General features: G+C 65.0%; 25 protein-coding genes and 1 pseudogene. 17 read left to right on the forward strand and 9 right to left on the reverse strand.

The window, feature by feature from the left end:
- The first annotated feature begins 6 nt into the window (after positions 1–6).
- From gshB to HZZ13_RS27160, 5 genes are all read left to right on the forward strand, one after another.
- The gene (gshB, locus tag HZZ13_RS27140) at positions 7–951 is read left to right on the forward strand and encodes a glutathione synthase (RefSeq protein ID WP_197962545.1); all 945 of its coding nucleotides are present in this window, start codon (positions 7–9) and stop codon (positions 949–951) included.
- Between the two features lie 361 nt (positions 952–1312).
- Positions 1313–2134 carry a Flp pilus assembly protein CpaB gene (cpaB, locus tag HZZ13_RS27145; RefSeq protein WP_197962546.1) on the forward strand — a complete coding sequence of 274 codons (822 nt, stop codon included), beginning with the start codon at positions 1313–1315 and terminating at the stop codon, positions 2132–2134.
- Positions 2135–2144: 10 nt separating this feature from the next.
- Positions 2145–3659 carry a type II and III secretion system protein family protein gene (locus HZZ13_RS27150; protein WP_197962547.1) on the forward strand — a complete coding sequence of 505 codons (1515 nt, stop codon included), beginning with the start codon at positions 2145–2147 and terminating at the stop codon, positions 3657–3659.
- A gap of 51 nt (positions 3660–3710) precedes the next feature.
- Positions 3711–4301, forward strand: a complete 591-nt coding sequence (locus HZZ13_RS27155) for a CpaD family pilus assembly protein (RefSeq protein ID WP_197962548.1) — start codon at positions 3711–3713, stop codon at positions 4299–4301.
- Positions 4298–5587: a CpaE/TadZ family protein gene (locus tag HZZ13_RS27160; protein WP_197962549.1), complete on the forward strand. Its 1290-nt coding sequence runs from the start codon at positions 4298–4300 to the stop codon at positions 5585–5587. The genes HZZ13_RS27155 and HZZ13_RS27160 overlap by 4 nt, the downstream gene beginning before the upstream one ends.
- Before the next feature lie 199 nt (positions 5588–5786).
- On the opposite strand, the gene HZZ13_RS27165 is transcribed toward HZZ13_RS27160, so the two are convergent.
- Together HZZ13_RS27165 and HZZ13_RS27170 are read right to left on the reverse strand one after the other, a co-directional pair.
- Positions 5787–6584: a tetratricopeptide repeat protein gene (locus HZZ13_RS27165; RefSeq protein WP_197962550.1), complete on the reverse strand. Its 798-nt coding sequence runs from the start codon at positions 6582–6584 to the stop codon at positions 5787–5789.
- A gap of 80 nt (positions 6585–6664) precedes the next feature.
- Positions 6665–6910 (reverse strand): PilZ domain-containing protein, encoded by a 246-nt coding sequence (locus HZZ13_RS27170; RefSeq protein WP_028145870.1) that lies wholly within the window; start codon positions 6908–6910, stop codon positions 6665–6667.
- A 555-nt stretch (positions 6911–7465) separates the two neighbouring features.
- Between HZZ13_RS27170 and HZZ13_RS27175 the strand changes: the two genes are divergently transcribed.
- From HZZ13_RS27175 to HZZ13_RS27205, 7 genes and pseudogenes are all read left to right on the forward strand, one after another.
- Positions 7466–8281, forward strand: a complete 816-nt coding sequence (locus tag HZZ13_RS27175; protein ID WP_197962551.1) for a hypothetical protein — start codon at positions 7466–7468, stop codon at positions 8279–8281.
- A gap of 356 nt (positions 8282–8637) precedes the next feature.
- Complete coding sequence (locus HZZ13_RS27180) at positions 8638–8943, forward strand: DUF3892 domain-containing protein (protein ID WP_197962552.1); 306 nt, start codon at positions 8638–8640, stop codon at positions 8941–8943.
- Between the two features lie 227 nt (positions 8944–9170).
- Positions 9171–10709: a YifB family Mg chelatase-like AAA ATPase gene (locus HZZ13_RS27185; RefSeq protein ID WP_197962553.1), complete on the forward strand. Its 1539-nt coding sequence runs from the start codon at positions 9171–9173 to the stop codon at positions 10707–10709.
- A gap of 111 nt (positions 10710–10820) precedes the next feature.
- Positions 10821–11288, forward strand: coding sequence for a hypothetical protein (locus HZZ13_RS27190; RefSeq protein ID WP_197962554.1), 468 nt, complete (start codon positions 10821–10823; stop codon positions 11286–11288).
- 140 nt (positions 11289–11428) lie between these two features.
- Positions 11429–13684 carry an ATP-binding protein gene (locus HZZ13_RS27195; protein ID WP_197962555.1) on the forward strand — a complete coding sequence of 752 codons (2256 nt, stop codon included), beginning with the start codon at positions 11429–11431 and terminating at the stop codon, positions 13682–13684.
- 53 nt (positions 13685–13737) lie between these two features.
- Positions 13738–14010 (forward strand): annotated as a pseudogene (locus HZZ13_RS27200) (histidine phosphatase family protein); the annotation flags it as partial.
- Between the two features lie 114 nt (positions 14011–14124).
- Positions 14125–15243, forward strand: coding sequence for an AI-2E family transporter (locus tag HZZ13_RS27205; protein ID WP_197962556.1), 1119 nt, complete (start codon positions 14125–14127; stop codon positions 15241–15243).
- Positions 15244–15565: 322 nt separating this feature from the next.
- On the opposite strand, the gene coaA is transcribed toward HZZ13_RS27205, so the two are convergent.
- From coaA to hisB, 7 genes are all read right to left on the reverse strand, one after another.
- Positions 15566–16522, reverse strand: a complete 957-nt coding sequence (coaA, locus tag HZZ13_RS27210; RefSeq protein WP_197962557.1) for a type I pantothenate kinase — start codon at positions 16520–16522, stop codon at positions 15566–15568.
- Between the two features lie 31 nt (positions 16523–16553).
- Positions 16554–16877, reverse strand: coding sequence for a phosphoribosyl-ATP diphosphatase (locus tag HZZ13_RS27215; RefSeq protein ID WP_036044993.1), 324 nt, complete (start codon positions 16875–16877; stop codon positions 16554–16556).
- Positions 16878–16967: 90 nt separating this feature from the next.
- A complete protein-coding gene (gene hisF, locus HZZ13_RS27220; protein ID WP_018646048.1) occupies positions 16968–17741 on the reverse strand; it encodes an imidazole glycerol phosphate synthase subunit HisF in 774 nt (257 codons plus the stop codon).
- Positions 17742–17744: 3 nt separating this feature from the next.
- Entirely contained in the window at positions 17745–18491 is a 747-nt protein-coding gene (gene hisA, locus HZZ13_RS27225; RefSeq protein WP_197962558.1) for a 1-(5-phosphoribosyl)-5-[(5-phosphoribosylamino)methylideneamino]imidazole-4-carboxamide isomerase, read from the reverse strand.
- A complete protein-coding gene (gene hisH / locus HZZ13_RS27230; RefSeq protein WP_197962559.1) occupies positions 18479–19129 on the reverse strand; it encodes an imidazole glycerol phosphate synthase subunit HisH in 651 nt (216 codons plus the stop codon). The genes hisA and hisH overlap by 13 nt, the downstream gene beginning before the upstream one ends.
- Positions 19126–19656, reverse strand: a complete 531-nt coding sequence (locus HZZ13_RS27235) for a DUF2628 domain-containing protein (protein WP_197962560.1) — start codon at positions 19654–19656, stop codon at positions 19126–19128. The genes hisH and HZZ13_RS27235 overlap by 4 nt, the downstream gene beginning before the upstream one ends.
- Before the next feature lie 63 nt (positions 19657–19719).
- Complete coding sequence (gene hisB / locus HZZ13_RS27240) at positions 19720–20313, reverse strand: imidazoleglycerol-phosphate dehydratase HisB (RefSeq protein WP_197962561.1); 594 nt, start codon at positions 20311–20313, stop codon at positions 19720–19722.
- Between the two features lie 187 nt (positions 20314–20500).
- On the opposite strand from hisB, the gene hslV reads away from it, so the two are divergent.
- From hslV to HZZ13_RS27265, 5 genes are all read left to right on the forward strand, one after another.
- Positions 20501–21061 carry an ATP-dependent protease subunit HslV gene (gene hslV, locus HZZ13_RS27245; protein ID WP_197962562.1) on the forward strand — a complete coding sequence of 187 codons (561 nt, stop codon included), beginning with the start codon at positions 20501–20503 and terminating at the stop codon, positions 21059–21061.
- A gap of 248 nt (positions 21062–21309) precedes the next feature.
- Positions 21310–21795: a GNAT family N-acetyltransferase gene (locus tag HZZ13_RS27250; protein WP_197962563.1), complete on the forward strand. Its 486-nt coding sequence runs from the start codon at positions 21310–21312 to the stop codon at positions 21793–21795.
- A gap of 2 nt (positions 21796–21797) precedes the next feature.
- On the forward strand, positions 21798–22409 hold the full coding sequence (locus HZZ13_RS27255) for a DUF2585 domain-containing protein (protein ID WP_210349494.1): 612 nt from the start codon (positions 21798–21800) through the stop codon (positions 22407–22409).
- A 53-nt stretch (positions 22410–22462) separates the two neighbouring features.
- Complete coding sequence (gene hslU, locus HZZ13_RS27260; protein ID WP_197962565.1) at positions 22463–23767, forward strand: ATP-dependent protease ATPase subunit HslU; 1305 nt, start codon at positions 22463–22465, stop codon at positions 23765–23767.
- Positions 23768–23795: 28 nt separating this feature from the next.
- On the forward strand, positions 23796–24920 hold the full coding sequence (locus HZZ13_RS27265; RefSeq protein ID WP_197962566.1) for a hypothetical protein: 1125 nt from the start codon (positions 23796–23798) through the stop codon (positions 24918–24920).
- The last annotated feature ends 480 nt before the right edge of the window (positions 24921–25400 follow it).

The raw sequence follows: 25400 nt of genomic DNA on the forward strand, positions 1-25400 counted from the left end.
CAGCCCATGAAACTGAACGTCGCCGTCCAGATGGATCCCATCGCCCGCATCAACATCAAGGGCGATTCCACCTTCGCGCTGCTCTTGGAGGCGCAGAAGCGCGGCCATGGCCTGTCCTATTACACGCCCGACAAGCTCTCGATGGTCGGCGAGGAACTGGTCGCGCCGGTTCAGCTCCTGACCGTGCGCGACGAGCCCGGCGACCATTTCACCCTCGGCGAGCCCAAGCGCGAGGCGCTGAACGGCTTCGACGTGGTGCTGCTGCGCCAGGATCCGCCGTTCGACCTCGCCTACATCACCTCGACGCATTTCCTGGAGCGCATCCATCCGAAGACGCTGGTCGTCAACGATCCCGCCTCGGTGCGCAACGCGCCGGAAAAGCTGTTCGTGATGAATTTTCCGCAGCTGATGCCGCCGACGCTGATCTCGCGCGACCTCGACGAGATCAACGCGTTCCGCGACAAGCACGGCGCCGTCGTCATGAAGCCGCTGCACGGCCACGGCGGCGCGGCGGTGTTCCGCGTGATGCCGCAGGACATGAATTTCGGCTCGCTGTTCGACATGTTCTCGGTGACGTTCAGGGAGCCCTGGGTGATCCAGCAATTCATCCCCGAGGTGAAGCACGGCGACAAGCGCATCATCCTGGTCGACGGCGAGTTCGCCGGGGCGGTGAACCGCGTGCCGGCCGCCGACGACCTCCGCTCCAACATGGTGCGCGGCGGCGCGGCGCAGGAGACCGAGCTCACACCGCGCGAGCGCGAGATCTGCGCCACAGTTGGACCTGCGCTGCGCGAGCGCGGCCTGTTGTTCGTCGGCATCGACGTCATCAACGGCAACCTCACCGAGATCAACGTGACGTCGCCGACCGGCATCCGCGCCATCGCGCGGCTCGGCGGCCCCGATGTCGCGGCGAAGATCTGGGACGTGATCGAAGCGAAGCGGAAGAAGTAGAGCTCTGCGCGTAGCCCGGATGGAGCGTTAGCGAAATCCGGGACGCTCATCACTCGCACCGGCCCCGGATTACGCTTTGCTCCATCCGGGCTACGGACGACGCTCGCGGCCACCTGGCGCGCTAACGACGTATTCACCATGACGCCCGCGCGCGTCGTGCGAACGCGCGTGCCCGCCTACGTGAAACTACGGGGCCGCCAGCCGGCCCAATAACGCTGCGTTCACCATCTGCCGAAAACCAGCATCGCGGCCGGCGATCGCGTTCGGGCTCGCAACACCCCTTATACTTTTGCTCCCTACTCATCGAGGCGGGGGAACACGCCAGGTGCGGTTCGAGTGCCCCGCGTAAGAGTAGAAGCGTATGAATACCGCACGCATTGTCGTTCTCGTCATCGCTCTCGGCGCCGGCGGCGTCGCCGCGTATCTGGCGAGCGGCTACCAGAATCCGCCCGCGCCCGTCCTGTCCGTCGCCGAGAAGCTGCCGACGGTCGAGGTGCTCATCGCCAAGAACGACATCCAGCTCGGCCAGGCCGTCAAGCCCGAGGACCTGCAATGGCAGGCCTGGCCCGCGGCCACCGCCAGCAGCGCCTTCATCCGCCGCGACAGCAGGCCCCAGGCACCGACCCAGATCGCGGGCTCGATCGCGCGCGTGCCGTTGATGCAGGGCGAACCGATCCGCGAGCAGAAGCTGGTCAAGGCCGAAGGCTCCGGCTTCATGGCCGCGATCCTGCCGTCCGGGATGCGCGCGGTCTCCACCGAGATTTCGGCCGAGACCGGCGCCGGCGGCTTCATCCTGCCGAATGACCGCGTCGACATCGTCCTGACCCGCCGGCTGAAGAATCCGGACGGCGGCAACAGCAACGGCCCGACCGGCGGCAACGACCTCATCCTGTCCGAGGTCATTCTCACCAACATCCGCGTGCTCGCGATCGACCAGGCCCCGAAGGAAAAGGAAGGCCAGAACGCGGTCGTCGGCAAGACCGTCACGCTCGAGCTCCGGCCCGACCAGATCGCCACGCTTTCGGCCGCACGCCAGGGCGGCACTCTGACACTCGCGCTGCGCAGCATCGTCGATGCCAACGCAGCCGACGGCACGCCCGAGGACCAGGCGATCAAGCGCCCGGGCGGCGTGAACGTGATCCGTTACGGCGTCCAGGCATGGCAACTGACGTCACAGAAGTGATGGGGACAGCATGAACTACCGGGGTGATCGGACGGGCCTGCGCATTCGGGGGAAGCGCGTGCGCTCGTTCCTGACGGGGACGATGTTGATGCTGGGGCTGCTGGCACCGAGCGTCCTCAGTGCTGCGGAGGCGCCGGTCGGCGACCAGGCGCCGATGCAGGCGTCGGATCTCAGCGTGTCGCCGGTTGCGACGATCGCACCGGCGCGGACGCGTTTTCTGTCGCTCGGCATCGGCAAGTCCGTCGTCATCGACCTGCCGCGCGAGGTCAAGGACGTGCTGGTGGCCGATCCCAAGATCGCCAATGCGGTGATCCGCTCGGCCCAGCGCGCCTATATTATCGGCGGCCAGGTCGGCCAGACCAACGTCGTGTTCTTCGCCGCCGACGGCCAGCAGGTCGCCTCCTATGACATCGCGGTGAAGCGCGACCTCAACGGCATGCGTGCAGCGCTGCGCCAGTCGCTGCCGGGCGTGCAGATCGAAGGCGTCGGCGACAGCGTGATGCTGACCGGCTCGGTGTCGAGCCCGGTCGAGGCCCAGCAGGCCGGCGACGTCGCCGCAAAGCTGGTCGGCGGCTCGGACAAGGTCGTCAACAACATCGTCGTGCGCGGCCGCGACCAGGTCATGCTCAAGGTCGTGGTCGGCGAGGTCCGCCGCGACATCGTCAAGCAGCTCGGCGTCGATCTCAGCGCCAGCCTGAACGCCGGCACCGCCGTGGTGAATTTCAACAATTCCAATCCGTTCTCGGTCTCCGGCGGGCCGATCGTCGGCAGCAATGGGCTCGGCGTCACCGGCTTCGCCAAGGGCGTCGCCACCGTCAATGCCACGATGCGGGCGATGGAGAGCGCCGGTGTCATGCGCACGCTGGCCGAGCCGAGCCTGACCGCGATCTCGGGCGAATCCGCCACTTTCGTTGCCGGCGGTGAATTCCCGATTCCCGGCGGCTATGCCTGCGATCCGGTCACTCACGTCTGCACCACCCAGGTCACCTACAAGAAGTTCGGCATCTCCCTGAACTTCACCCCGGTCGTGCTCAGCGAAGGCCGCATCAGCCTGCGCGTGATGACCGAGGTCTCTGAACTGTCGAACACCAACTCGATCACGTTGACGCAGGCCGCGTCCGGGAACTCGACCAACTCGATCACCATTCCTTCGATCCAGACCCGCCGCGCCGAAACGACCCTGGAAATTCCCTCGGGCGGCTCGATGGCGATGGCCGGCCTGATCCAGCAGCAGACCAAGCAGGCGATCAACGGACTGCCTGGTGTCGACCAGGTGCCGATCATCGGCGCGCTGTTCCGCAGCCAGGACTTCGTCAACAACGAGACCGAGCTGATGGTGATCGTGACGCCCTATGTGGTGCGCGCGGTCGCCCAGAAAGAATTGTCGCGGCCCGATGACGGCTTCGCGCCGGCCTCGGACGCGCAGAGAGCGCTGCTCGGCCGGGTCAACCGCCTCTACGGCATCGCGAGCCGTGTCGATCCGATCGCCGGCACGCCGGGCGATTTCGGCTTCATCATCGACTGAGACGAACGGTTTGCGGACCGGGCAAGACACGGGGCAAGAGGGGACCAGGCGATGACGACATTATCGGCCGATCGACGTCGCAGCTTGAGAATCGCGCTGGCACTGACGGGCCTCTCCGTCGTGCTCGGCGCCTGCAACACCACCGAGATCGTCACCCAGACGGTGCCGACCGACTATCGCCAGCGCCATCCGATCGCGGTGCAGGAAGGCAGGAAGTCGATCGTGATCTTTGTCGGCAAGAGCAGAGGCGGCCTCTCGGCTGCGCAGCATGCGGACGTCGCCGGCATCGCGCGGGACTGGGTGCGCGAAGGCACCGGTTCGGTCGTCGTCGACGTGCCCGTCGACACTGCCAATGCGCGCGCGGTCGCCGGCCCCTGCGGGTTGTGGCCGGAGGACGTCGGCCCTTCGATCCTCGATCCCGGCTACACCGAGAACCGGCCCTATTTCAACCTGGGCTGCGCCAGCCAGCGCAATTTTGCCGCGATGATCGATAACCCGGCCGACCTCGAGCAACCGCGCGCCGAGACGCCCGCCTATACCGCACGACGCGACATCGCGTTCGAGCGCTATCGCAAGGGCACGACGACGGCGACCACCTATCCCGAATCCGACAAGGCCAAACTCAGCGACACCGGCAGATGACAGCCATCCACGACGAAGACGCGGGCGATCCGCAGCATCCCGAGGAACACATCGCACCGGTTCCTCGCATTTCGGTGCAAGCCTTCTGCGAGACCGAGCAGACGCTCAAGGCGGTGACCGCGGCCGGCCAGGACCGCCGGCTCGCCAAGGCCCACCTCACCGCCAAGGACGGCGGCCTCGCAGCGGCAATCGAAGCCTATGAATCGATGCCGACGCCGAACGTGATCGTCATCGAGTCCGACGGCACGCGCGACATCCTCGAGGGGCTCGACGACCTCGCCGGCGTCTGCGATCCCGGCACCCGCGTGGTCGTGATCGGCAGCCCCAACGACACCGCGCCCTATCGCGAGCTGGTGCGCCGCGGTGTCAACGATTACGTGGTCGGACCGGTCGACACCCTCGACGTGGTCCGCTCGATCTGCAGCCTGTTCTCGGCCTCCGAGGCCATCATCACCGGCCGCGTCATCGCCGTGGTCGGCGCCAAGGGCGGCGTCGGCGCGTCCACCGTCGCGCATAATCTGGCCTGGACCATCGCCCGCGACCTTTCGCTCGATTCCGTCGTGATCGATCTCGACCTCGCCTTCGGCACCGCGGGCCTCGACTACAATCAGGATCCGGTGCAGGGCATCGCCAACGCGGTGCTGTCGCAGGACCGGCCGGACACGGCGCTGATGGAGCGCCTGCTCGCCAAATGCACCGAGCGCCTCAGCCTCCTGGCGGCGCCCGCCACGCTCGACCGCGTCTACGATTTCGGTGCCGAAGCTTTTGATGCGGTGTTCGACACGCTGCGCATGACGACGCCGTGCATCGTGCTCGACGTCCCCCATCAATGGTCCGGCTGGACCCGGCGCGCGCTGGTGAACGCCGACGACATCGTGATCGTGGCGGAGCCCGATCTCGCCAACCTGCGCAACACCAAGAACATGCTGAGCGTGCTGAAGGCGGCGCGACCGAACGACCGGCCGCCGCTGTACTGCATCAACCAGGTCGGCATGCCCAAGCGCGCGGAGATCGAGGTCAAGGCCTTCGCCAAGACCATGGAGAGCCAGCCGATCGCGGTGATCCCGTTCGATTCGAAACTGTTCTCGACCGCGGCCAATAACGGCCAGATGATCGCGGAAGTCTCGAAGAACCACCGCACCACCCTTCTGTTCCAGAACATGGCGAACCGCCTCGCCGGCCGCGGCGAGGTGAAGAAGCCGAGACGCTCGCTGCTCGAGCCGCTTTTGAAGAAGCTGAAGGGCAAGTCGGGACGCAGCTCGGCCCCGCATCGCAAGGCGTCGTAAGGGCCACAGTGGTGCTTCCTCCGTTCCCTCCCCCCTTGTGGGGGAGGGGCAGGGAGGGGGGTGCCACACGGGGACTCTTTCCGTCGCGCACCACCCGGCGCATCGTCAACACAACCAGTACCTTTTCCTGGGCTACCCCCCTCCCTAGCCCTCCCCCACAAGGGGGGAGGGAACGCACCTCCATCGGTGCACGAACGGGCTACTTCTCGGCGCGCTGCTGCTGCTTCTTCGCCAGCAGCTGCCTCAGCGCCGTGACCTTGGCCGCGGCCTGGTCCGGCGGCAAGTCTGCCTTCACGAGGATTTCCGCCTCGGCCTCGCGGCCCTGCAATCCCAGCACGAGCGCGAGGTTGGCGCGCACCCGCGCATCGTTCTGATTGCGCTGATAAGCGCGGCCGAGCACCTGTTCCGCCTTCGACAGATTGTTTTGCAGCATGTAGGACAGGCCGAGATTGGACAGCACGGTCGGCTCGTTCGGCACGATCTTCAACGCCGCGGCGTAATATTGCTGGGCTTCCTCGTTGCGGCCGAGCTGATCGAGCACCGCGCCCTGCGCCGACAGGATGCGCCAATCGGGATCCTCAGGCGAATGCGCGCGGCCGAGGACGTCGAAGGCCTGCTGGAAATTGCCGTTGTCGGCGAGCGCGCGGCCATAGCCGGCGAGCAACGCCTTGTTGCCGGGACGGGCGAGCACGGCCTGCTCCAGCACCGCGACTGCCTGCGCGCGCTGGCCGCTGCCACGCAGCGCCTTGCCGTATTCGAGAGCGATAGCGGGATCGCCGGGCTTGGCGCGGTAACGCTCGCGAAGTGCGTCCATCTCCGGCCTGGCGTCGGCCTTGCTGTCAGTCTTGCCGTCGGTCTTGGCGACGGAGTCCTGCTTGCCGCCGAGCGCACCGGTGACGTCGATGCCGGCGGTCTGACAGCCGCCGAGGGCGAGGATCAGGACGGCGGAACACAGATAGCCCGCCGGGGGAAAGGCGAGGAACGAACGCTTGGACATACTCTGATCACTCGGCAACTGATCAGAGATGCTTACCGATTAACGCTAAAGTCCCGTTAAGGACGCGAACCCTTCGCGTCTCAATCGACGAACTCGGCACCGAATTCGCAGCCGATGCGCCAGCGCAGGCGGCATTGGCGCGAATAATCCGGCGCGAAGATGATGGTGAATTGCGGCGGCACTTCCAAGAATTCCGCCACCACCTTCACGCCGCCATCCGAAATATCCGTGATCGTGCAATCCCGCGGCAGCGAGCCCGCGCCAAAATGGATCTTTGCGAGCCGGCTGCACACCCGACGTTCGCTTCTCCGGCGATTTACAAGCATTTGAACTGTTCACCCGTTAGACCACGGCCCATCCCGCAGGCCCAGGAATAGCGGACATTCGTTGGAATGTGCTGAGGAGAGCCGGTGGCATTCGAGACGTAGTCTCCGCGTCGCGTTTACGGCCGGTTAAGATTTGACCGGGCGCCAAGGGACCGTTCCCGTACTATTCTTGCGAAACTGGGGGTAGTGCCTGTCTTGAGGCACCACCGAAGCCGGCCGCGCTCTGCCGCCCTAATTGCGGGACAGGGTTCGGCATGGTTCAGCGGGTTTCCACCGTCGCCTTTTGAATAGATCGAGGCCCGCGGTCGACGTGCAGGTGCAGGTCGCGCCCGGCCTGCCGGCCTTCCCAAAGGCTGGCTGTCAATGACAACTATATCACCACGGGTCCCCTATCGGTCACCGGACCCTATTTTGATCGACTTCGCGCCCGGGCCTTCCAGTTCCTTGCCTTGAAGGGCCAGCCGCCGCCGACGTTTCAGCAGCCGGTCATCTCAATGCTTGAGCGTCTTGGAATTGCAACCCTGCTCGTTATCTTGCCTGCTAGGGGTAGGGAACGTGATGCAACAAGTCCTCAAGATCCTCGGCTTCTGGCCGCCATTGGTGTACGCCTTCGCGGTATTCTCATTGTTTTGGCTGCTGGACCGTAACGCCGCGCCTCGCGCTCGCAAGGCAATTTCCGGCTGGTTTGCGGGCCCTCACTACAACCAGCAAGACGTGGCCGCTGCCGTCCTATATGTCTTCGATAAGTTCTACACCGCGCCTCTTTTCGGCTGGCGGGCCGTGTTTCGATCAGCTGGCGTCTCAACTGTCGTCACTGTGATCGTAGCCTACCAAGTGTTTCCTATGAGCTTCGCGCTGATTCGGCATTCACCCGAAGCCATCGGGTTCTCAGCGGTGTGGCAGCTGCTGCAGAACATTCTCGCCGATTACTTGTCGCTGTTCTTGGTTAGGCGCTGGCTCATTCTCGGTGGACTTCGTCCCCTGCTCGCGCTGACCACTGCACCTGTGCTCGGGATAGCCATCGTCGCGATTTGCTACGATCTTACGGATGTAGCCCGATTTTCTATCTCCACCCGAACCTTCGAGTGGCATTATTTCTTGGACGATATTCACGAGTGGCGCCAATACATCCGGAACGGGACCTTCAGATGGGCCTTCTTGGTGCCGGCGCTGCTCGTGCATCTTTGGTTGCCGCTCTTCGCCCTGGGTGTCGCTTTCGCCAAAGCGATCAATTCTCTACGTGCGGCCGGCGTCCTCGCGCAGTGGTTCTTCAAGCAGGGAGAGTTTCATCCGCTGCGCTCCATCGGGTACGTGGCTGGAGCTGCGACATTTCTGATTACTGCCCTGGGGATGCTGATCCGCGGCACCTGAAACGGCCGCCGTCATTCCATGGCGGAATCAACGCTATTTGGGATCGGTGGCTGCGGCGGAGGCGGCAACTCGGCGCGCACGCCCGAAGAGCCAGTTATCCCACTTATACCCCACATGTAGGGGTGATCACGGATACCAGCGACTAATACTTGACGGAATCGGACGAAGCCCTCAACCTGTGGGAACCTGAACGAATGAAGCCGCCAAACCCGGCAAGGTTCAACGGCTTCGGTAGTTCTTGTCCGCTACTCAACCCGCGAGACAGGTCAAGCGGGACATTGGTCGTTACGCAACTCCGATAGAATCGGAGATACAGCCGGTGGTCAAGCCTGTCTCGCAAGACACAGGTGATAATTATGAACATCACGGTCAAAACTCAGACCGCTCAGATCAGCTGCATCAACAAGAGCGACCGTTACAATCCGCACGAGCGCATCACGCATGTAGGCGGAAATGCTGGCGGTGGTTGGCGCCTCACCCAGGAGGACGCCATTGTCCTGATTGAGACTAGGCAATGGAAGTTCTGGGTGAAGCCGGCCAATGCCGACCGGGTCTGGGTTCTCGTTGCCACCAGCCGCTTTGGTAACAAGTATCTGAAGACGACCGCCGATGGAGAGCAGCCGAACAATTTGCTGTCTCTCCCTGAGTGCCTCAAAGCCTGAGGCGTATCGCGCCGGTCTTGCCTACGTGGTGTGAGGCCGGCGCACCCTTTCCTCCAGAGAGAGAGAGAGAGAGAGGCTCTCCACGCATATTGGATCTATTCTTCTCAGCATCGGTCTACGCATGGCGGCCACACGCTGCAATGACGGCAGATCGTTCCCGTATTGTTCTTGCGAAACCGGCCGCGCTCTGCTACCCCTAATTGCAGCAGAGGGCAGGCTGGTTCGGCATGGTTCAGCGGGTTTCTACCGTCGCCTTTGAGGGGATCGAGGCCCGCGCGGTCGACGTGCAGGTGCAGGTCGCGCCTGGCCTGCCGGCCTTTGCCATCGTCGGCCTGCCGGACAAGGCGGTGTCGGAGGCGCGCGAGCGGGTGCGCTCGGCGCTGATCGCCTCGGGGCTGGCGCTGCCGGCGCGGCGGATCATCGTCAATCTGGCGCCCGCCGACCTGCCCAAGGAGGGCAGCCATTACGACCTGCCGATCGCGCTCGGGCTGATGGCGGCGATCGGCGCGATCCCGCCGGATGCGCTCACCGGCTTCACCGTGCTCGGCGAGCTCGGCCTCGACGGCTCGATCGCGCCGGTGGCCGGCGTCCTTCCCGCCGCGATCGGCGCCAATATGCGCGAGGAAGGGCTGATCTGCCCGGCGTCCTGCGGCTCGGAAGCGGCGTGGGCGAGCCCGGACATCCAGATCATCGCGGCGAGTTCGCTGATCCAGATCGCCAACCATTTCAAGGGCACGCAGGTGCTGTCGCGGCCCTCGCCAAAGGTGCACGAGGCCGCCGCCTCGACGCTCGACCTGCGCGACATCAAGGGCCAGGAAAGCGCCAAGCGCGCGCTGGAGATTGCGGCCGCCGGCGGGCATCATCTGCTGATGATTGGCGCGCCGGGCGCCGGCAAATCCATGCTGGCCGCGCGCCTGCCCTCGATCCTGCCACCGCTGTCGCCCAGCGAGCTGCTGGAAGTCTCGATGATTGCCTCCGTCGCCGGCGAGATCGAAGGCGGCGCGCTAACGGCGCGGCGCCCGTTCCGCTCGCCGCATCATTCCGCCAGCATGGCCGCGCTCACCGGCGGCGGCGCGCGTGCCAAGCCCGGCGAGATCTCGCTGGCGCATCAGGGCGTGCTGTTCCTCGACGAATTGCCCGAGTTCGATCCGCGCGTGCTGGATTCGCTGCGCCAGCCGCTGGAGAACGGCGAGGTCGCGGTGTCGCGCGCCAATCATCGCGTCACCTACCCTGCCCGCTTCATGCTGGTCGCGGCGATGAATCCCTGCCGCTGCGGCAATGCGTTCGAGCCCGGCTATGCCTGCAAGCGCGGCCGCATCGACCGCTGCACCGGCGATTACCAGGCGCGCATTTCCGGTCCGCTGATGGACCGCATCGATCTGCGCATCGAGGTGCCGGCGGTGACCGCCGCCGACCTGATCCTGCCGCCGCCGGCGGAAGGATCGGCCGAGGTCGCCGCCCGCGTCGCGGCCGCACGCGACATCCAGCTGGCGCGCTATGCGGAGGCAGGCCTGCCCCATGTCCGCACCAATGCCGAAGCACCCGCTTCCGTGCTGGAAGAGATCGCAAAGCCGGACGCGCAAGGCGCCAAACTGCTGCGCGATGCCGCCGAGACGATGCGCCTGTCGGCACGCGGCTATCACCGCGTGCTGCGGGTGGCGCGGACGTTGGCCGACCTGGACCATGCCGACAAGATCGGCCGACTGCACCTCGCCGAAGCCCTGTCCTACCGCGCACTCGCGGAGGATGTGCGGCAGCTGGCCTAAGCGTGCCCGCGCATCAACCCGGCGGTAACGACTTTCCTTTACGCTCTGCAAACCATGAGGCCCGACGCGTTTCGGTTGTGAGTTCCCCACGGGCCCGGCGAGTAGAGCGTCATGTTGCGTTTCAAGTTCCTGGCCTCGGCCCTTCCCCTATTGGCGGCCGCGGTCTTCGCCCGCGTCGAGATCGGATCGGTATCGCATCCCTGCATCGCGCTGGGCGACACATCGGTCGAGCTCACCTCGCTGTTCTGGACCGCCGGCGTGCATGTCGCCTTCACCGACGATCCCGCGCGGGCCACGGTGCGGGTCCAGATCACCGAGGATGCCGACGCTGCGGATTTCGCCGTGGTCGACGACGGGCTCGGCTCCGAACCGGACTCCTGCCAAGCTAGTCCCTCGACGCGCCTCGTCTCGATCGCCGCGCAGCCGGTCGACGGCGGCCAGGTGGTCTATCTCTCCAGCGAAGGACCGGCGGATTACCGCATCTATGTGCGCTCGAAGACGTTCTCGCCGCGCGAGGCGGCGGCGCTGATCGTCGGCGCGCGCGGCGGCCATGGCCGCGTCCAGGCGGCTTCGCTGTAGAGCTCAATTGTTTGAGCGCTCTGCCCCGTTAACACCTCGTCAACCCTGTTCGGAGGCGGCGCCACAGCCGCAAGCAGTTCGCAAGGTCGGCGGGCCATCGTCGCACGCGGCGGCGGGGTTTCAGGCAAGGGTCGGTTGCGATGGGTCGGACGTTCCGGATCAAGGTGCGCATGCGTCGCTTCAGGCGGCGACATCCGAGGCTCGCCTTCGCGATCCGCTCCTTCATGATCTTCTCGGCGACCTTCGGCGGCGCCTATGGTTTCGTCTCCGGCAGCCGGTCCGAGAATTCCGGCTACGATCCCCATACCTTTGCGATCGGCGCCAGCTTCCTGTTCGCACTCGCCTGCCTCGGCCTTGCAACGCTGAGCATGCGCCTGCGCTTCGTCAACAAGCGGCTGCGGACGCTCGCCGCCCACAATGAGACGTTGATCGACCGCAATTGGGAGCTGAAGGAAGCGGAAGAGCGCGCCCGCAGCCTGTTCGAGCAGCAGGGCGACCTCATCGTGCTGCGCGCTACCGATGGCCGCATCACCTTTGCCAACGAGGCCTATTGTGCGCTCGCAGGACAGGCGCGCAGCGCGCTGGTCGGCACGCGCTTCGATTTCGACGTGCTGGAGCAGGGCGACAGCGCCCGCGAGAGCAGCGGCACGCGCATTCACGACCAGAAGATCGCAACGCCGCTCGGCGCGCGCTGGATCGCCTGGCGCGAGGGCTATGTCCGCCGCGATGCTGGCCAGCCCGCCGAGTTGCAGAGCGTGGGACGCGACGTCACCGACCGCACCGAGACCGAACGCGCATTATCCGACGCGCGCGACCAGGCCGACGCTGCCAATCGCGCCAAGTCGCGCTTCCTGGCGATGGCCTCGCACGAGATCCGCACGCCATTGAACGGCATCATCGGCATGGGCGGCCTGTTGCTCGACACCCATCTGACACCGGAGCAGGCGACCTATGCCAGGGCGGTGAAGACCTCGGGCGAAGCCTTGATGGCGCTGATCGAGGAGCTGCTCGATTATTCCAAGATCGAGGCCGGCAAGCTCGATCTCGATCAACGTCCCTTCGCGCTCTCGACCCTGGTCGAGGAGATCACCGAGCTGCTCGCGCCGCGCGCTCAGGCGAAGACGCTCGAGATCGCCGCCTATGTCGACGAGCGCCTGCCGCTCGAAGTGGTCGGCGATGCCGCGCGGCTGCGTCAGGTGCTGCTCAATCTCGCCGGCAACGCCATCAAGTTCACGAGCGACGGCGGCGTGGCACTGATCGTCGAGCCCGGCATCTGGCCGAACGAGATCAGCTTCCTGGTTCGCGACACCGGCATCGGCATCGCAGCCGAGGCCCAGCAGCGCATCTTCCGCGAATTCGAGCAGGCCGACGAGCGCGTCGCCCGCACCTATGGGGGCACCGGACTTGGCCTCGCCATCAGCGAGCGCATCGTCAAGCGCATGGGCGGGCGGATCACGCTCACCAGCGAGCCGGGGAAGGGCTCGACCTTCGAGGTCGCGGTGCCGCTTGCGCCGTCGCAAGGCAGCGCGGGGCAAACCGCATTTCCGAGCCCCGACCTCACCGGCAAGTCAATGCTCCTCGTCGCCGACGGCATCGAAGCCTCGCTCATCGCACGGCGCCTCGAACGCTGGGGCGGCCAGACCTGCCTGGTTGCAGATGCGGCGGTTGCCGAAGCATTGCTGCCGGAACGCTCCTGGCACGCGGTGCTGATCGATCGGGCGATCGGTCCTGCCGTGGCCGATCATCTCGGTGAGGCCGCCCGCGCGCACGCCTTGCAGCGCCTCGTGCTGCTGACGTCGAGCTCGCGGCACGAAAAGCTGTCGCCGGCCTTCACCGGCTTTCTGGTTAAGCCGCTGCGCGCGGCCTCGCTCGCCGCGCGCCTTGCCCTGACGCCGGAGGTCGCCTCGCCCGATCTCGCGCCGGAGCCGCCTGCGAAGTCCGCCGGCTCCGCGCCGGCGAAAGGCCTGTCGATCCTCGTCGCCGAGGACAACGAGATCAACGCCTTGCTGATGCGCTCGCTGCTGACCAAGCTCGGCCACCGCGTCGTCATCGCCGTCCATGGCGAGGCCGCGCTGGAATCCTGGCTCGCCGCCTCATCGGCCGGCACGCCCTACGATCTCGTGCTGATGGACATCCAGATGCCGCAGCTCGACGGCATCGAGGCGACAAAGCGCATCCGCGCGCACGAGGCCGCCTTGGGCGGACACTTGGGCAGTCAGCACACGCCGATCCTGGCGCTGACCGCCAACACGCTGGTGGAGGATCGCTACGCTTGCTTCGAGGCGGGCATGAACGGATTTCTGATCAAGCCGCTCGACCGCGAGAAGCTCGAGGAGGCGCTGGCGGGCCTCGCCGCGTCCCGGCACCTGACAGTTCCGGATCTCACGGGGACCTGATCGCGTCCGGCGATCGCAATCGAAATCGCGCGCGTTGCGCGTCACGATCCTTGAGCAGCAACGCCAGCGCCTCGGGAATGGCAAACCCGACCGGCGCCAATGCCAAGGCCGGGCAGGCCGTGCGCCAGCTCGTCGATGCGCCGCCGAAGGCCGGCACCAACACGGTCCTGGTCACCCACAAGACCAACATCGCTGATGCCTTCGGCAAGGACGCGGGCGACGTCCAGGAAGGCGAGGCCTTCGTCTACAAGGCCGGCAGCTCGGGCCCCGCCATCTTTGTGGGCCGCATCAAGATGGCCGATTGGGCCGCCAAAGCCGGCAAGTGACAGGCCGCATCTGATCCCGCCGCCGGCGCGACGGAGGCGGGGCGAAACTTGCCGCCCAGCCTCCGTCGTGTGCTAGCACGCCGGGCAAGTAGCGACTGGAGGCACGGCAAGCACGTGAGACCATTGGACAACCGCTCATTCCTCGTCTGGCTTGGCGTGATCTCACTCGCGTTCGGTTGGCTGCTTTGGCCTTTCTCCGGCGCTGTGTTGTGGGCCACGCTGCTGGCGATCATCTTCGCGCCGTTCTATCGGCGTTGCCTGGAAACGTTTCCGAAATGGCGCAACCTTGCGGCACTTTTCACTGTCATCGTCGTGGTCGTCATGGTCCTGATCCCCGTCGGGATCGTGATCGCTTCGCTCATCGAGCAGGGAGGCGAGCTGGTTCAGCGCGTCCAAAGTGGCGAAATCAATCTGGCGCATCCCCTGCAGCAGCTGAAAGCCGCGCTGCCGGGCTGGGCCGCGTCCATCTCGGATCGCCTGGCTGGCATCGATCTGACGGCCCTGAAAGAACGCCTGTCGAGCCTGGTGGTCCCGGCCGGACAGCAACTGGCGGGGCACGCGATCAATATCGGCCAGTTGACCGTGGAGTTCGTCGCGAGCCTGCTCGTGATGCTGTACCTGCTGTTCTTCTTCCTGCGCGACGGTGACGAACTGAACCTGCGCATCCGCAGCGCGCTGCCGCTGCGTGTGAGCCATACCGCCGAGATCCTGGATGCGTTCACCCTGGCGGTTCGCGGGACGATCAAGGGCATCATCCTGGTTGCAATGATCCAGGGAGCGCTTGGCGGACTGATCTTCTGGGTGCTCGGACTGACTGCGCCGCTGCTGGCGGGCGCGCTCATGGCGCTGGTCTCGCTGCTGCCCGTGCTCGGCTCCGCCCTGGTCTGGGTTCCGGTCGCGCTCTATCTGCTCGTGGCAGGCGCCGTCACGAAGGGGATCATCCTGCTCGCTTTCGGCACCTTCGTGATCGGCCTTGCGGACAATTTTCTTCGCCCGATCCTGGTCGGCCAGTCGATCCAGATGCCGAGCTATGTCGTGCTGCTTGCCACCCTGGGCGGCCTTGCGACCTTCGGAGCGAACGGCTTCGTCATCGGCCCGCTCGTCGCTGCGATGTTTCTGACGACGTGGCACATCTTCGTCGTCTCGAAGTCGCAACAGGGGTCCCGAAATGATCGTCATGCCGGGCCTGGAGCGATCGGCCGACGCAGCATGTCCATGCAGGAGAGGCAATAAAGCGCGGTGCAGACAGCCTGTCGGGCGTCGTCTGGCCTCCCCGGAAGACGGTATTTGCCTGCGCGGCACGCTTGCAATGCGGGCACACGAAGAGATGCGCGATGACCGGGGTCGGCTCGTCCGTGAGCAGTTCCGAGCGGAACCACCTCATCTCGACGTGACAGTCTGGACATGTCGGCGCTTCAAGATGCTCTGCAGCGCTTCTGAGACGATCAACCATGGCCCCTCACGTTTTCGAAGGCCATATCGGAATACCCTTTGTCGGTCTGCATCAAAAGATACTCAGCCGGAAAATTGCAATCGGCCCGGCTGTCCGGCGCGCTTACAGCCGCCTGAGCGCCACGCTCTCCACCGTGTGGTCGGCGCCCTTCTTGAGGATCAGCGTCGCGCGGGGGCGGGTCGGCAGGATGTTGTCCTCGAGGTTGGCGAGGTTGGTACGCTCCCAGATCGCGATCGCGGTGGCGGTGGCTTCCTCGTCCGACAACAGCGCATAGCGGTTGAAGTAGGATTTCGGATCGGTGAATGCGGTGTCGCGGAGCGCCAGGAAGCGCTTGATGTACCATTGCCGCAGCGCCGCTTCGTCGGCGTCGATATAGACCGAGAAATCGAAGAAGTCGGAGACCACAGGCACCGCCTTGCCGTCGCGCGGCAGCTTGCCGGTCTGCAGCACGTTGACGCCTTCGACGATCAGGATGTCGGGCTGGTCGATCTCGGCCCATTGGTTCGGCACGATGTCGTAGGTCAGATGCGAATAGACCGGCGCGCGGACGTGGCGGCGGCCGGCCTTGATGTCGGAGAGGAAGCTGAGCAGCAGCGGCAGATCGTAGCTCTCCGGAAAACCCTTCTTCTGCATGATGCCGTGGCGCTCGAGCACCGCGTTGGGATAGAGAAAGCCGTCCGTGGTGATCAGCTCGACCTTCGGCCGCGGCGACCAGCGCGCCAGGAGGGCCTGGAGCACGCGTGCGGTGGTGGATTTCCCGACCGCCACCGAGCCGGCGACGCCGATGATGTAGGGCACCTTGCGATCCCGGATGTTGAGGAACTGGCGCTCGGCGTAATACAGCCGCTGCGTCGCGTCGACGTAGATCGACAACAGGCGCGACAGCGGCAGATAGATGTCCTCGACCTCCTGCAGGTCGAGGCGGTCGTGCAGCGAGCGCAGCCGGTCGAACTCGCCCGGCTCCAGCGTCATCGGCGTATCGTCGCGCAGCCGCGCCCATTGCTCGCGCGTATAGACGCGGTAGGGATTGTACTGCTGCTCGGGTGCGCGGATATCCATGACGCCGCCTTTCCGTTGCGATCTATTCGCCCTAGCCGCCCTTGCGCGACGCCTTCTCTTCCAACCCTGACATCGAGGTCCGCTTGTCCAGCGCGGCCTCGACCTCTTCCAGCTTTATGCCGCGGGCCTTGAGCAACACAAGGAAATGATAGAGCAGGTCGGCACTTTCAGCGATCAGATGCGCGCGATCGTTTTCGACTGCAGCGATTACGGTTTCGACTGCTTCCTCGCCGAACTTCTTGGCGCAATGCTCGGGGCCTTTGTCGAGCAGCTTGCGGGTATACGATGCTTCGCCGCCGGACGCCGCGCGGGCGTCGATGGTCTCGGCCAGATCATGGATCGTGAAACGCGGCATCGGACTTACTCGAAAAACACGCTTGGCAACAGATTTGGCCACGGCGGCCATGCCCATCCGCCAATGTAGCATCGTTGCGAACGGGAGTCGTCAGGCATCCAGGCGCATCGGCAGCCCACGCCGCGCCATGTGCTCCTTGGCCTCACGGATGGTGAATTCCCCGAAATGGAAGATCGAGGCCGCCAGCACCGCCGTGGCGTGCCCGTCGCGGATACCGTCGACGAGATGGTCGAGATTGCCGACGCCGCCCGAGGCGATCACGGGAACGGGTACGCTGTCGGCGATCGCGCGGGTCAGCGGAATGTCGAAGCCCTGCCTTGTGCCGTCGCGGTCCATCGAGGTGAGCAGGATCTCACCGGCGCCGAGCGAAACCACCTCCTGCGCGTATTCGATCGCATCGATGCCGGTGGAGTTGCGCCCGCCATGGGTGAAGATCTCCCAGCGGTCGCCGCCCGGACGCTTGACGCGCTTGGCGTCGATCGCGACCACCACGCACTGCTCGCCGAACTTTTCGGCCGCTTCCTTGACGAATTCGCGCCGCGATACCGCGGCGCTGTTGATCGAGACCTTGTCGGCGCCGGCGCGCAGCAGCGTCTTGATGTCGTTGACCTCGCGCACGCCGCCGCCGACGGTCACGGGCATGAAGCAGGCTTCCGCCGTGCGCCGGACCACGTCCAGCATGATGCCGCGGTTCTCGTGGGTCGCGGTGATGTCGAGGAAGGTGAGTTCGTCGGCGCCGGCGGCATCATAGGCGATGGCGGCTTCGACGGGATCGCCGGCATCCCTGAGATCGACGAAGTTGACGCCCTTGACGACGCGGCCGTCCTTGACGTCGAGGCAGGGGATCACGCGCACCTTGAACATGGGTCAGCTCCTGCGCGCGTCGCGGATCAAGGTGAGGGCGGCGGCGGGATCGAGCCGGCCGTCATAGAGTGCACGGCCGGCGATCGCGCCGGCGAGCTTTTTCGCCCGCGGCGTCAGCATGGCTTTGACATCTTCGATCGAGGCGAGGCCGCCGGAGGCGATCACCGGGATCGTGATGGCCTCGGCCAGCGCGATGGTCGCCTCTAAGTTCAGGCCCTTGAGCAGGCCGTCGCGCGCGATGTCGGTGAAGATGATGGCGGCAACGCCGGCATCCTCGAACCGCTTGGCGATCTCCAGTACTGTGACCTGCGAGGTCTCGGCCCAGCCTTCGACCGCGACCTTGCCGTCACGCGCGTCCAGACCCACAGCGATGCGGCCGGGGAATGTCTTCGCAGCGGATTTCACCAGCTCCGGATCGCGCACCGCGGCGGTGCCGATGATGACACGGGTGATGCCCTTGTCGAGCCAGGCTTCGACGGTCGCGAGATCGCGAATGCCGCCGCCGAGCTGCACCGGAATCTTGATCGTCTTCAGCATCGCCTCGACGGCGTCAGCATTCACCGGCTTGCCGGCGAAGGCACCATCGAGGTCGACGACGTGAAGATACTCAAAACCCTGCGCGGCAAAGCTCTGCGCCTGCGCGGCCGGATTGAGATTGAACACGGTCGCGCGCGCCATGTCGCCTTGCTCGAGGCGCACGCACTGGCCGTTCTTGAGGTCGATCGCGGGAAAGAGGATCACGGTTTCCATCGCAAGAAGTTCGAGATCAGGGCCAAGCCGAAACGCTGGCTCTTCTCGGGGTGAAACTGCGTGCCGATGGCGGTGTCCTTCGCGACGATCGCGGTGACGGGCCCGCCGTAATCGGCGCGCGCGAGCACGTCCGCCTCGCTGGCGGGGTTGAGGTGATAGGAGTGCACAAAATAAGCGTGCTGGCCCTTCGGGCCGAGCGGCAGCTTGTCCAGCACCGGATGCTCCCTGAGCACCTCGAGCGTATTCCAGCCCATGTGCGGGATTTTCAGGTTCTCATCGCGCGGCGTGATCTTCTCGACGTCGCCGCCGATCCAGTTCAGGCCTTCGGTGACGACGTGCTCCTTGCCGCGGCTCGCCATCAGCTGCATGCCGACGCAGATGCCGAAGAACGGCCGCGCCTTGACGCGCACCGCTTCGGTGATGGCCTCGACCATGCCGTTGACGGCATCGAGCCCACGCCGGCAATCGGCGAAGGCACCGACTCCCGGCAGCACCAGACGGTCAGCCTCGTAAGCCTGATCGGGATCGCTGGTGACGAAGACTTTTTGCGGCTTCTCGAGACTGCGCGCGGCGCGCTCGAACGCCTTGGCGGCGGAATGCAGATTGCCCGAACCGTAATCGATGATCGCGACGCTCATCTTGACCCTCCCGGTTCTGGAAACAATCCAATGATGCCGCCGGCCGGAATCGGCGGCGGATTCGAAAATGGCTGGCCCGGCACGTTCCGGGTCGGCGGCGGCCCGCCGCGATCAACGGCCCATTGATCGCTGGCGATGCCGTTCTGCTTCTGGCTCCAGCGCTCGAAGAAGCGGCGCTCCGCGGTATCGCTGTCGTCGGCGACCACGATGTCGAGCTGCCGCCACTTGCCGCGCGACAAGGTCCAGCGGCGCAGGCTCGAGGCCTCCAAGCCCATCAGCAGCGCGATGACGAGGTCGGCGAAGAAGATCGAGGAGCGCCCGAGCCCGAGGCTCGACAGCCCCGCGTTGAACGCAGCCACGAAGATCAGATAGCCGATCAGCGCCAGCCACAGCCGATTCCACAACAGCCAGAACGGACCGAAGATCATCGCCCAGAAATGGAAGCCGTCGCGCACGAACACGATCTTGTCGGTCGCGCGCAGATTTGCTCCGGCGGGTGAGGGAGCGTGAACTGTGTAGACAGGCATGGTGATGCCCCGTTCTCGAAATTCAGTGATGCCGCCAGCAGCATTCGCCGCAAGACGGAGATGTCAGCCGCCGAGCGAGCCCTTGGTGGAGGGGATTTCGCCCGCCGCCTTCGGATCGATCGCCACGGCCGTGCGCAGCGCCCGCGCCAGACCCTTGAAGCAGGACTCGGCGATATGATGGCTGTTATCGCCATATAGGGTCTCGACGTGGAGAGTCACGCCGGCATTGATGGCAAAGGCCTGGAACCACTCGCGCACCAGCTCGGTGTCGAACTCACCGATCTTGTGCCGGGGGAAGTCGGCCTTGAACACCAGGAACGGGCGGCCCGAGATGTCGATCACCACGCGCGTCAGCGTCTCGTCCATGGGCATGTGCACGCCGGCATAGCGGGTGATGCCCGCCATGTTGCCGAGCGCCTGCCTGACCGCCTGGCCAAGCGCGATGCCGGTGTCTTCGGTGGTATGGTGATAATCAATGTGCAGGTCGCCCACTGCCTTGACCGTGAGGTCGATGCGGGAATGGCGGGCGAGGAGATCGAGCATATGGTCGAAAAAGCCGATGCCGGTCGCGATATTGGCCACGCCTGATCCATCGAGGTTCACGGAGACCTCGATGTCGGTTTCCTTGGTCTTGCGCTTGATCGTCGCGGTGCGCATTGAAGGCTTTCGCTGGGGTTTTGGTCCGAAAACGCCAGTCTCTTAACAGCCAAATGACGCCTTCGCTACTGCGGGAACGGCCGACCGGGGCTCCACTTCTGCCTATGGTGAGCGAATTCGGCCCGGAACGGCCCGTTGTACCCCCGGTCCTGACCGCCTAAATCAGGCCGGACAACGAGGATCATTCATGCGCGATTCCCAAGGCAGCTCGCCGGGCTGGCACGGCACCACAATTCTGACGGTCCGCAAGGGCGGCAAGGTGGTGGTCGGCGGCGACGGCCAGGTCTCGATCGGCCAGACCGTCATCAAGTCCAATGCCAAGAAGGTCCGCAAGCTCGGCAAGGGCGACGTGATCGGCGGCTTCGCCGGCGCCACGGCTGACGCGTTTACGCTGTTCGAGCGGCTCGAATCCAAGCTCGAGCAATATCCGGGGCAGCTGACCCGAGCGGCGGTGGAGCTCGCCAAGGACTGGCGCACCGACCGCTATTTGCGGCGGCTGGAGGCCATGATGATCGTGGCCGACAAGGACGTCTCCCTGGTGCTCACAGGCACCGGCGACGTGCTCGAACCCGAGGCCGGCGTGATGGCGATCGGCTCCGGCGGCAATTACGCGCTAGCGGCGGCACGGGCCCTGCTCGACACCGACAAGGACGCCGAGACCATCGTCCGCCGCTCCCTCGACATCGCCGCGGACATCTGCGTCTACACCAACCGGAATGTGACGATCGAGAGCCTGGCGGCGGGGTAAGGCCTTGCTGAGATAAGGTCAGCCGGCGCCCCGACACAGATGCGTTCCCTCCCCCCTTGTGGGGGAGGGCTAGGGAGGGGGTAGCCCAGCAAAAGGTCTCGGTTGTTGATGATGCACCAAGTGCGGTCGCGCGACGGAAAGAATCCCCGAGTGGCACCCCCCTCCCTGACCCTTCCCCACAAGGGGGGAGGGAACGGAGAGAGCGTTGCTACCGACCGAAATTCGTTCAGCTAGTCACGCCTTGATCTATGACCCCCACCTACACCTTCCGCCCGATGAGCACGACCGACCTGCCGCTGATCGGGCGGTGGCTGGGTGAGGCGCATGTGCGGGAGTGGTGGGGCGATCCGGACGTGCAGTTTTCCCTCGTCAGCGGCGATCTCGACGAGCCGGCGATGGACCAGTTCATCGTGTTGGCCGGCGAGAAGCCCTTCGGCTATCTTCAATGCTACCGCCTGACCGCCTGGAATACGGGCTTCGGGCCGCAACCGGAGGGCACGCGTGGCATCGACCAGTTCATCGGCGAGGGCGACATGATCGCGCGCGGCCATGGTTCGGCCTTGATCCGCCAATTCGTCGACGAATGGTTTCGGCAGGGACTGCCGCGCATGGTCACCGATCCGGACCCGCACAACGCACGCGCGATACGCGCCTACGAGAAGGCAGGATTCGTCCGCGATCGCATGGTCGAGACGCCTGATGGTCCGGCACTGCTGATGGTGCGCGAACCGTGACGCTGGTGCAGGCCCGCGAGACCAAGATCGCCGTCCCGCCGCTCGGCTGGGCCGGCATCGCGCTGTTGCTGCTGGCGCTGCAGGCGGCGATCCTGCTTGCGATGGGGCGCGTGGCGATCTGCACCTGCGGCACCATCAAGCTGTGGCACGGCGTGGTGAACAGCTCGGAGAATTCCCAGCAGATCGCCGACTGGTACAGCTTCTCACACGTGCTGCACGGCTTCCTGTTCTACGGCCTGACCTGGCTGCTGTTCGCACGGCTGCCGTTCCTGCCTCTCTCCTGGCCCGCACGGCTGATCATCGCGATGCTGATCGAAGGCACGTGGGAGATCGTCGAGAATTCGCCGTTCATCATCGAACGCTACCGCGCCGGTACGATCTCGCTGGATTATTACGGCGACAGCATCGTCAATTCGGTCTCGGACAATCTCGCCATGATCCTGGGGTTCCTGGCCGCACGCGCGCTTCCTGTCACCGCGACCGTGCTGCTTGGGCTCGCCTTGGAAATCATGCTGGCGCTCCACATTCGCGACAATCTGACGCTCAATATCCTGATGCTGATCCATCCGGTCGAGGCCGTGAAGCAATGGCAATCCGGCCCGCCGATCATCTGACGGCGGAAAAAAGCAGCTTGTCCCGACCCGCTTCTGACCCTAGCTAAGGTGACATGACAGACTTCTCCCCCCGCGAAATCGTTTCCGAACTCGACCGTTTCATCGTCGGCCAGGGCGACGCCAAGCGCGCCGTCTCGATTGCGCTGCGCAACCGCTGGCGGCGGCAGCAGCTCGAAGGCTCCTTGCGCGAGGAGGTGCTGCCGAAGAACATCCTGATGATCGGCCCCACCGGCGTCGGCAAGACGGAGATCGCGCGGCGGCTCGCCAAGCTCGCGAATGCGCCGTTCCTGAAGGTGGAGGCGACCAAGTTCACCGAGGTCGGCTATGTCGGCCGCGACGTCGAGCAGATCGTCCGCGATCTCGTCGAGGTCGCGATCGCGCAAGTGCGCGAGCGGAAGCGCAAGGACGTGCAGGCGCGCGCCCAGCTTGCCGCGGAGGAGCGCGTGCTCGATGCGCTGGTCGGCGCCAATGCGAGCTCGGCGACGCGGGAATCCTTCCGCAAGAAACTGCGCGCCGGCGAATTGAACGACAAGGAAATCGAGATCGAGACGCAATCGTCCGGCGGCGGCCTGCCGATGTTCGAGATCCCGGGCATGCCGGGTGCCCAGATGGGCGCGATCTCGATCGGCGACATCTTCGGCAAGCTCGGCGGCCAACGCAAGACGCGGCGGCTGACGGTCGAAGGCTCGCACGAGATTCTCGTCAACGAGGAATCCGACAAGCTGCTGGACACCGAGCAGCTAACGCTGGAGGCGATCAGCGCGGTCGAGAACAACGGTATCGTGTTCCTCGACGAGATCGACAAGATCTGCGCGCGCGACGGCCGCGTCGGCGGCGACGTCTCGCGCGAGGGCGTGCAGCGCGATCTGTTGCCGCTGATCGAAGGCACCACGGTCTCGACCAAGCACGGCGCGGTCAAGACCGACCACATCCTGTTCATCGCCTCCGGCGCCTTCCACGTCGCCAAGCCGTCCGACCTCTTGCCGGAATTGCAGGGCCGCCTGCCGATCCGCGTCGAATTGCAGGCGCTGACCCGCGACGACATGCGCCGCATCCTCACCGAGCCCGAGGCCTCGCTGATCAAGCAATATGTCGCCCTGATGCAGACTGAAGGCGTGACGCTCGACATCACCGACAGCGCCATCGATGCGCTGGCCGACATTGCGGTTGCCGTCAATTCAACGGTCGAGAACATCGGCGCCCGGCGGCTGCAGACGGTGATGGAGCGGGTGCTGGACGAGATCTCCTTCACCGCCCCTGACCGCAACGGCGAGACCGTCCGGCTCGATGCGGATTACGTACAAAAGCACATCGGCGACCTCGCCAAGAACGCGGATCTGAGCCGGTTCATTTTGTAATTCGGGGCGGTCACGCTATGGATGCGGCGTGACCGTACGCATCCTGCAAAATCCCTGGCGGCTCCTGCTCGCGCTCAACGCGGCGGTCCTCGTTGGCGTCTTCGTTCACAAGATCCAGCTGCCGCCTTACGTCCCCTACATCCATCTCCTGGTCGACTATCATTTCGGCTTCATCAAGCGCGCGCTGATCGGGGCAATCGTCGCGCTGTTCACGGACAAGGTGCCGGTCTGGCTGGTTTTCGCGCTCGGCGGCGCAACGTGGCTTGCGACGCTCGCCCTGTACGCAAGGCTGTTTCAGAAAACGTTCGGCTTCACCGCAGGAACGCTGCCGCTGTTCGTCTTCACCGCGGGCTCGCCGTTCTTCCTCAAGAACTTCATGCACACGCTCGGCCATTTCGACATCTATGGCTGCGCGCTGGCCATCGTCCTGCTGCTGATGCCGGCGGGCTCGCTCGTCTTCGTGGCGACAGCTGCGCTATTCTCGATCGTTCTGGTGCTGATCCATCACATTCATCTCCTGATGTATGTGCCGACGATCATCGCCATCGTCGTGATCCGGCACTACCTTGCTTGCGGCTGCCATCGCGGCAATGTCGTCTTCGGTGTGATCGCTCTCGCCGTCGTCTCCGCGCTGTTCTTCGCCGCGCAGTTTCTGGGAACGATGCCGATCCCCGAAGCAGACTTCGTCGCCTATCTCAAAAGCCGGATGGCCGATCCTGCGCGTACCGACCTCCTGCAATTCGCCTACATCTGGTACCAGCCGCTGGCGAAGGAGGTTGCAGATACATGGGGGCGCCTGCCGCACAACATCCTCGGCGTGCCCGTGTTCGCGCTTCTGATCTGGCTGCACACGCCGTTGTGGCGCTACCTTGCGCGCCTGATCGGTGCGCTCGCGAGCGATCTGCACAAGCGGCTCGTCGTCGCAGCCCTGGTCGGCATCAGCGTCGCTTATCTCGTGATGTTCGCGATGGTGTTCGACTATTCGCGCTGGATCTCGAACTGGGCGGTCTGCATGTTCCTGATCCTGCACGCGGTGAAGATGCTGCCGGCGAAGCACGAAGCTGCGCCGATTCCGGCCGAGGATCGCAAGACAAATGTCTTCGGTCTGATCCTCACGCTGATCCCACGCGTCGGAATCGTTCGGCCGTTCTAAATCGTGAGGTCAGATCGAATTCGCTCCACAACAGCGCTCTATCCGTTCCCTCCCCCCTTGTGGGGGAGGGGCAGGGAGGGGGGTGCCGCACGGGAATTCTTTCCTTCGTTCACCAGTCCAATTGCATCATCAACAACCGGTAGCTTTTCCTGGGCTACCCCCCTCCCTAGCCCTCCCCCACAAGGGCTACGGCATTCACACATCGAAGTTGAAGACGGGCAGAATGTCTGATTCCGTGTTGTTCTCATTGTCGAGGAGGATGGCATGGAGCTTGGACTGGGACGGTTTGGCGACCGTCGCCTGGAAAAAGGGGGGCCTTTCTCCTGGGCCGGCTGGTCGCGTCGGGCGGCCGAAAGCTGCGGGTGCGTCGATTGGGCGGCAATCGGGCGGGAGAGATTCGCCTGACCCGGCTATTGCGTAACGAGGCGTTCACCTGCGAGGAGATGCTGGCGGAGGCGGCCAGACGGACCTCGGAACGTT

Origin of the sequence: Bradyrhizobium agreste (assembly GCF_016031625.1) — a bacterium.
GTDB classification, from domain to species: domain Bacteria; phylum Pseudomonadota; class Alphaproteobacteria; order Rhizobiales; family Xanthobacteraceae; genus Bradyrhizobium; species Bradyrhizobium agreste.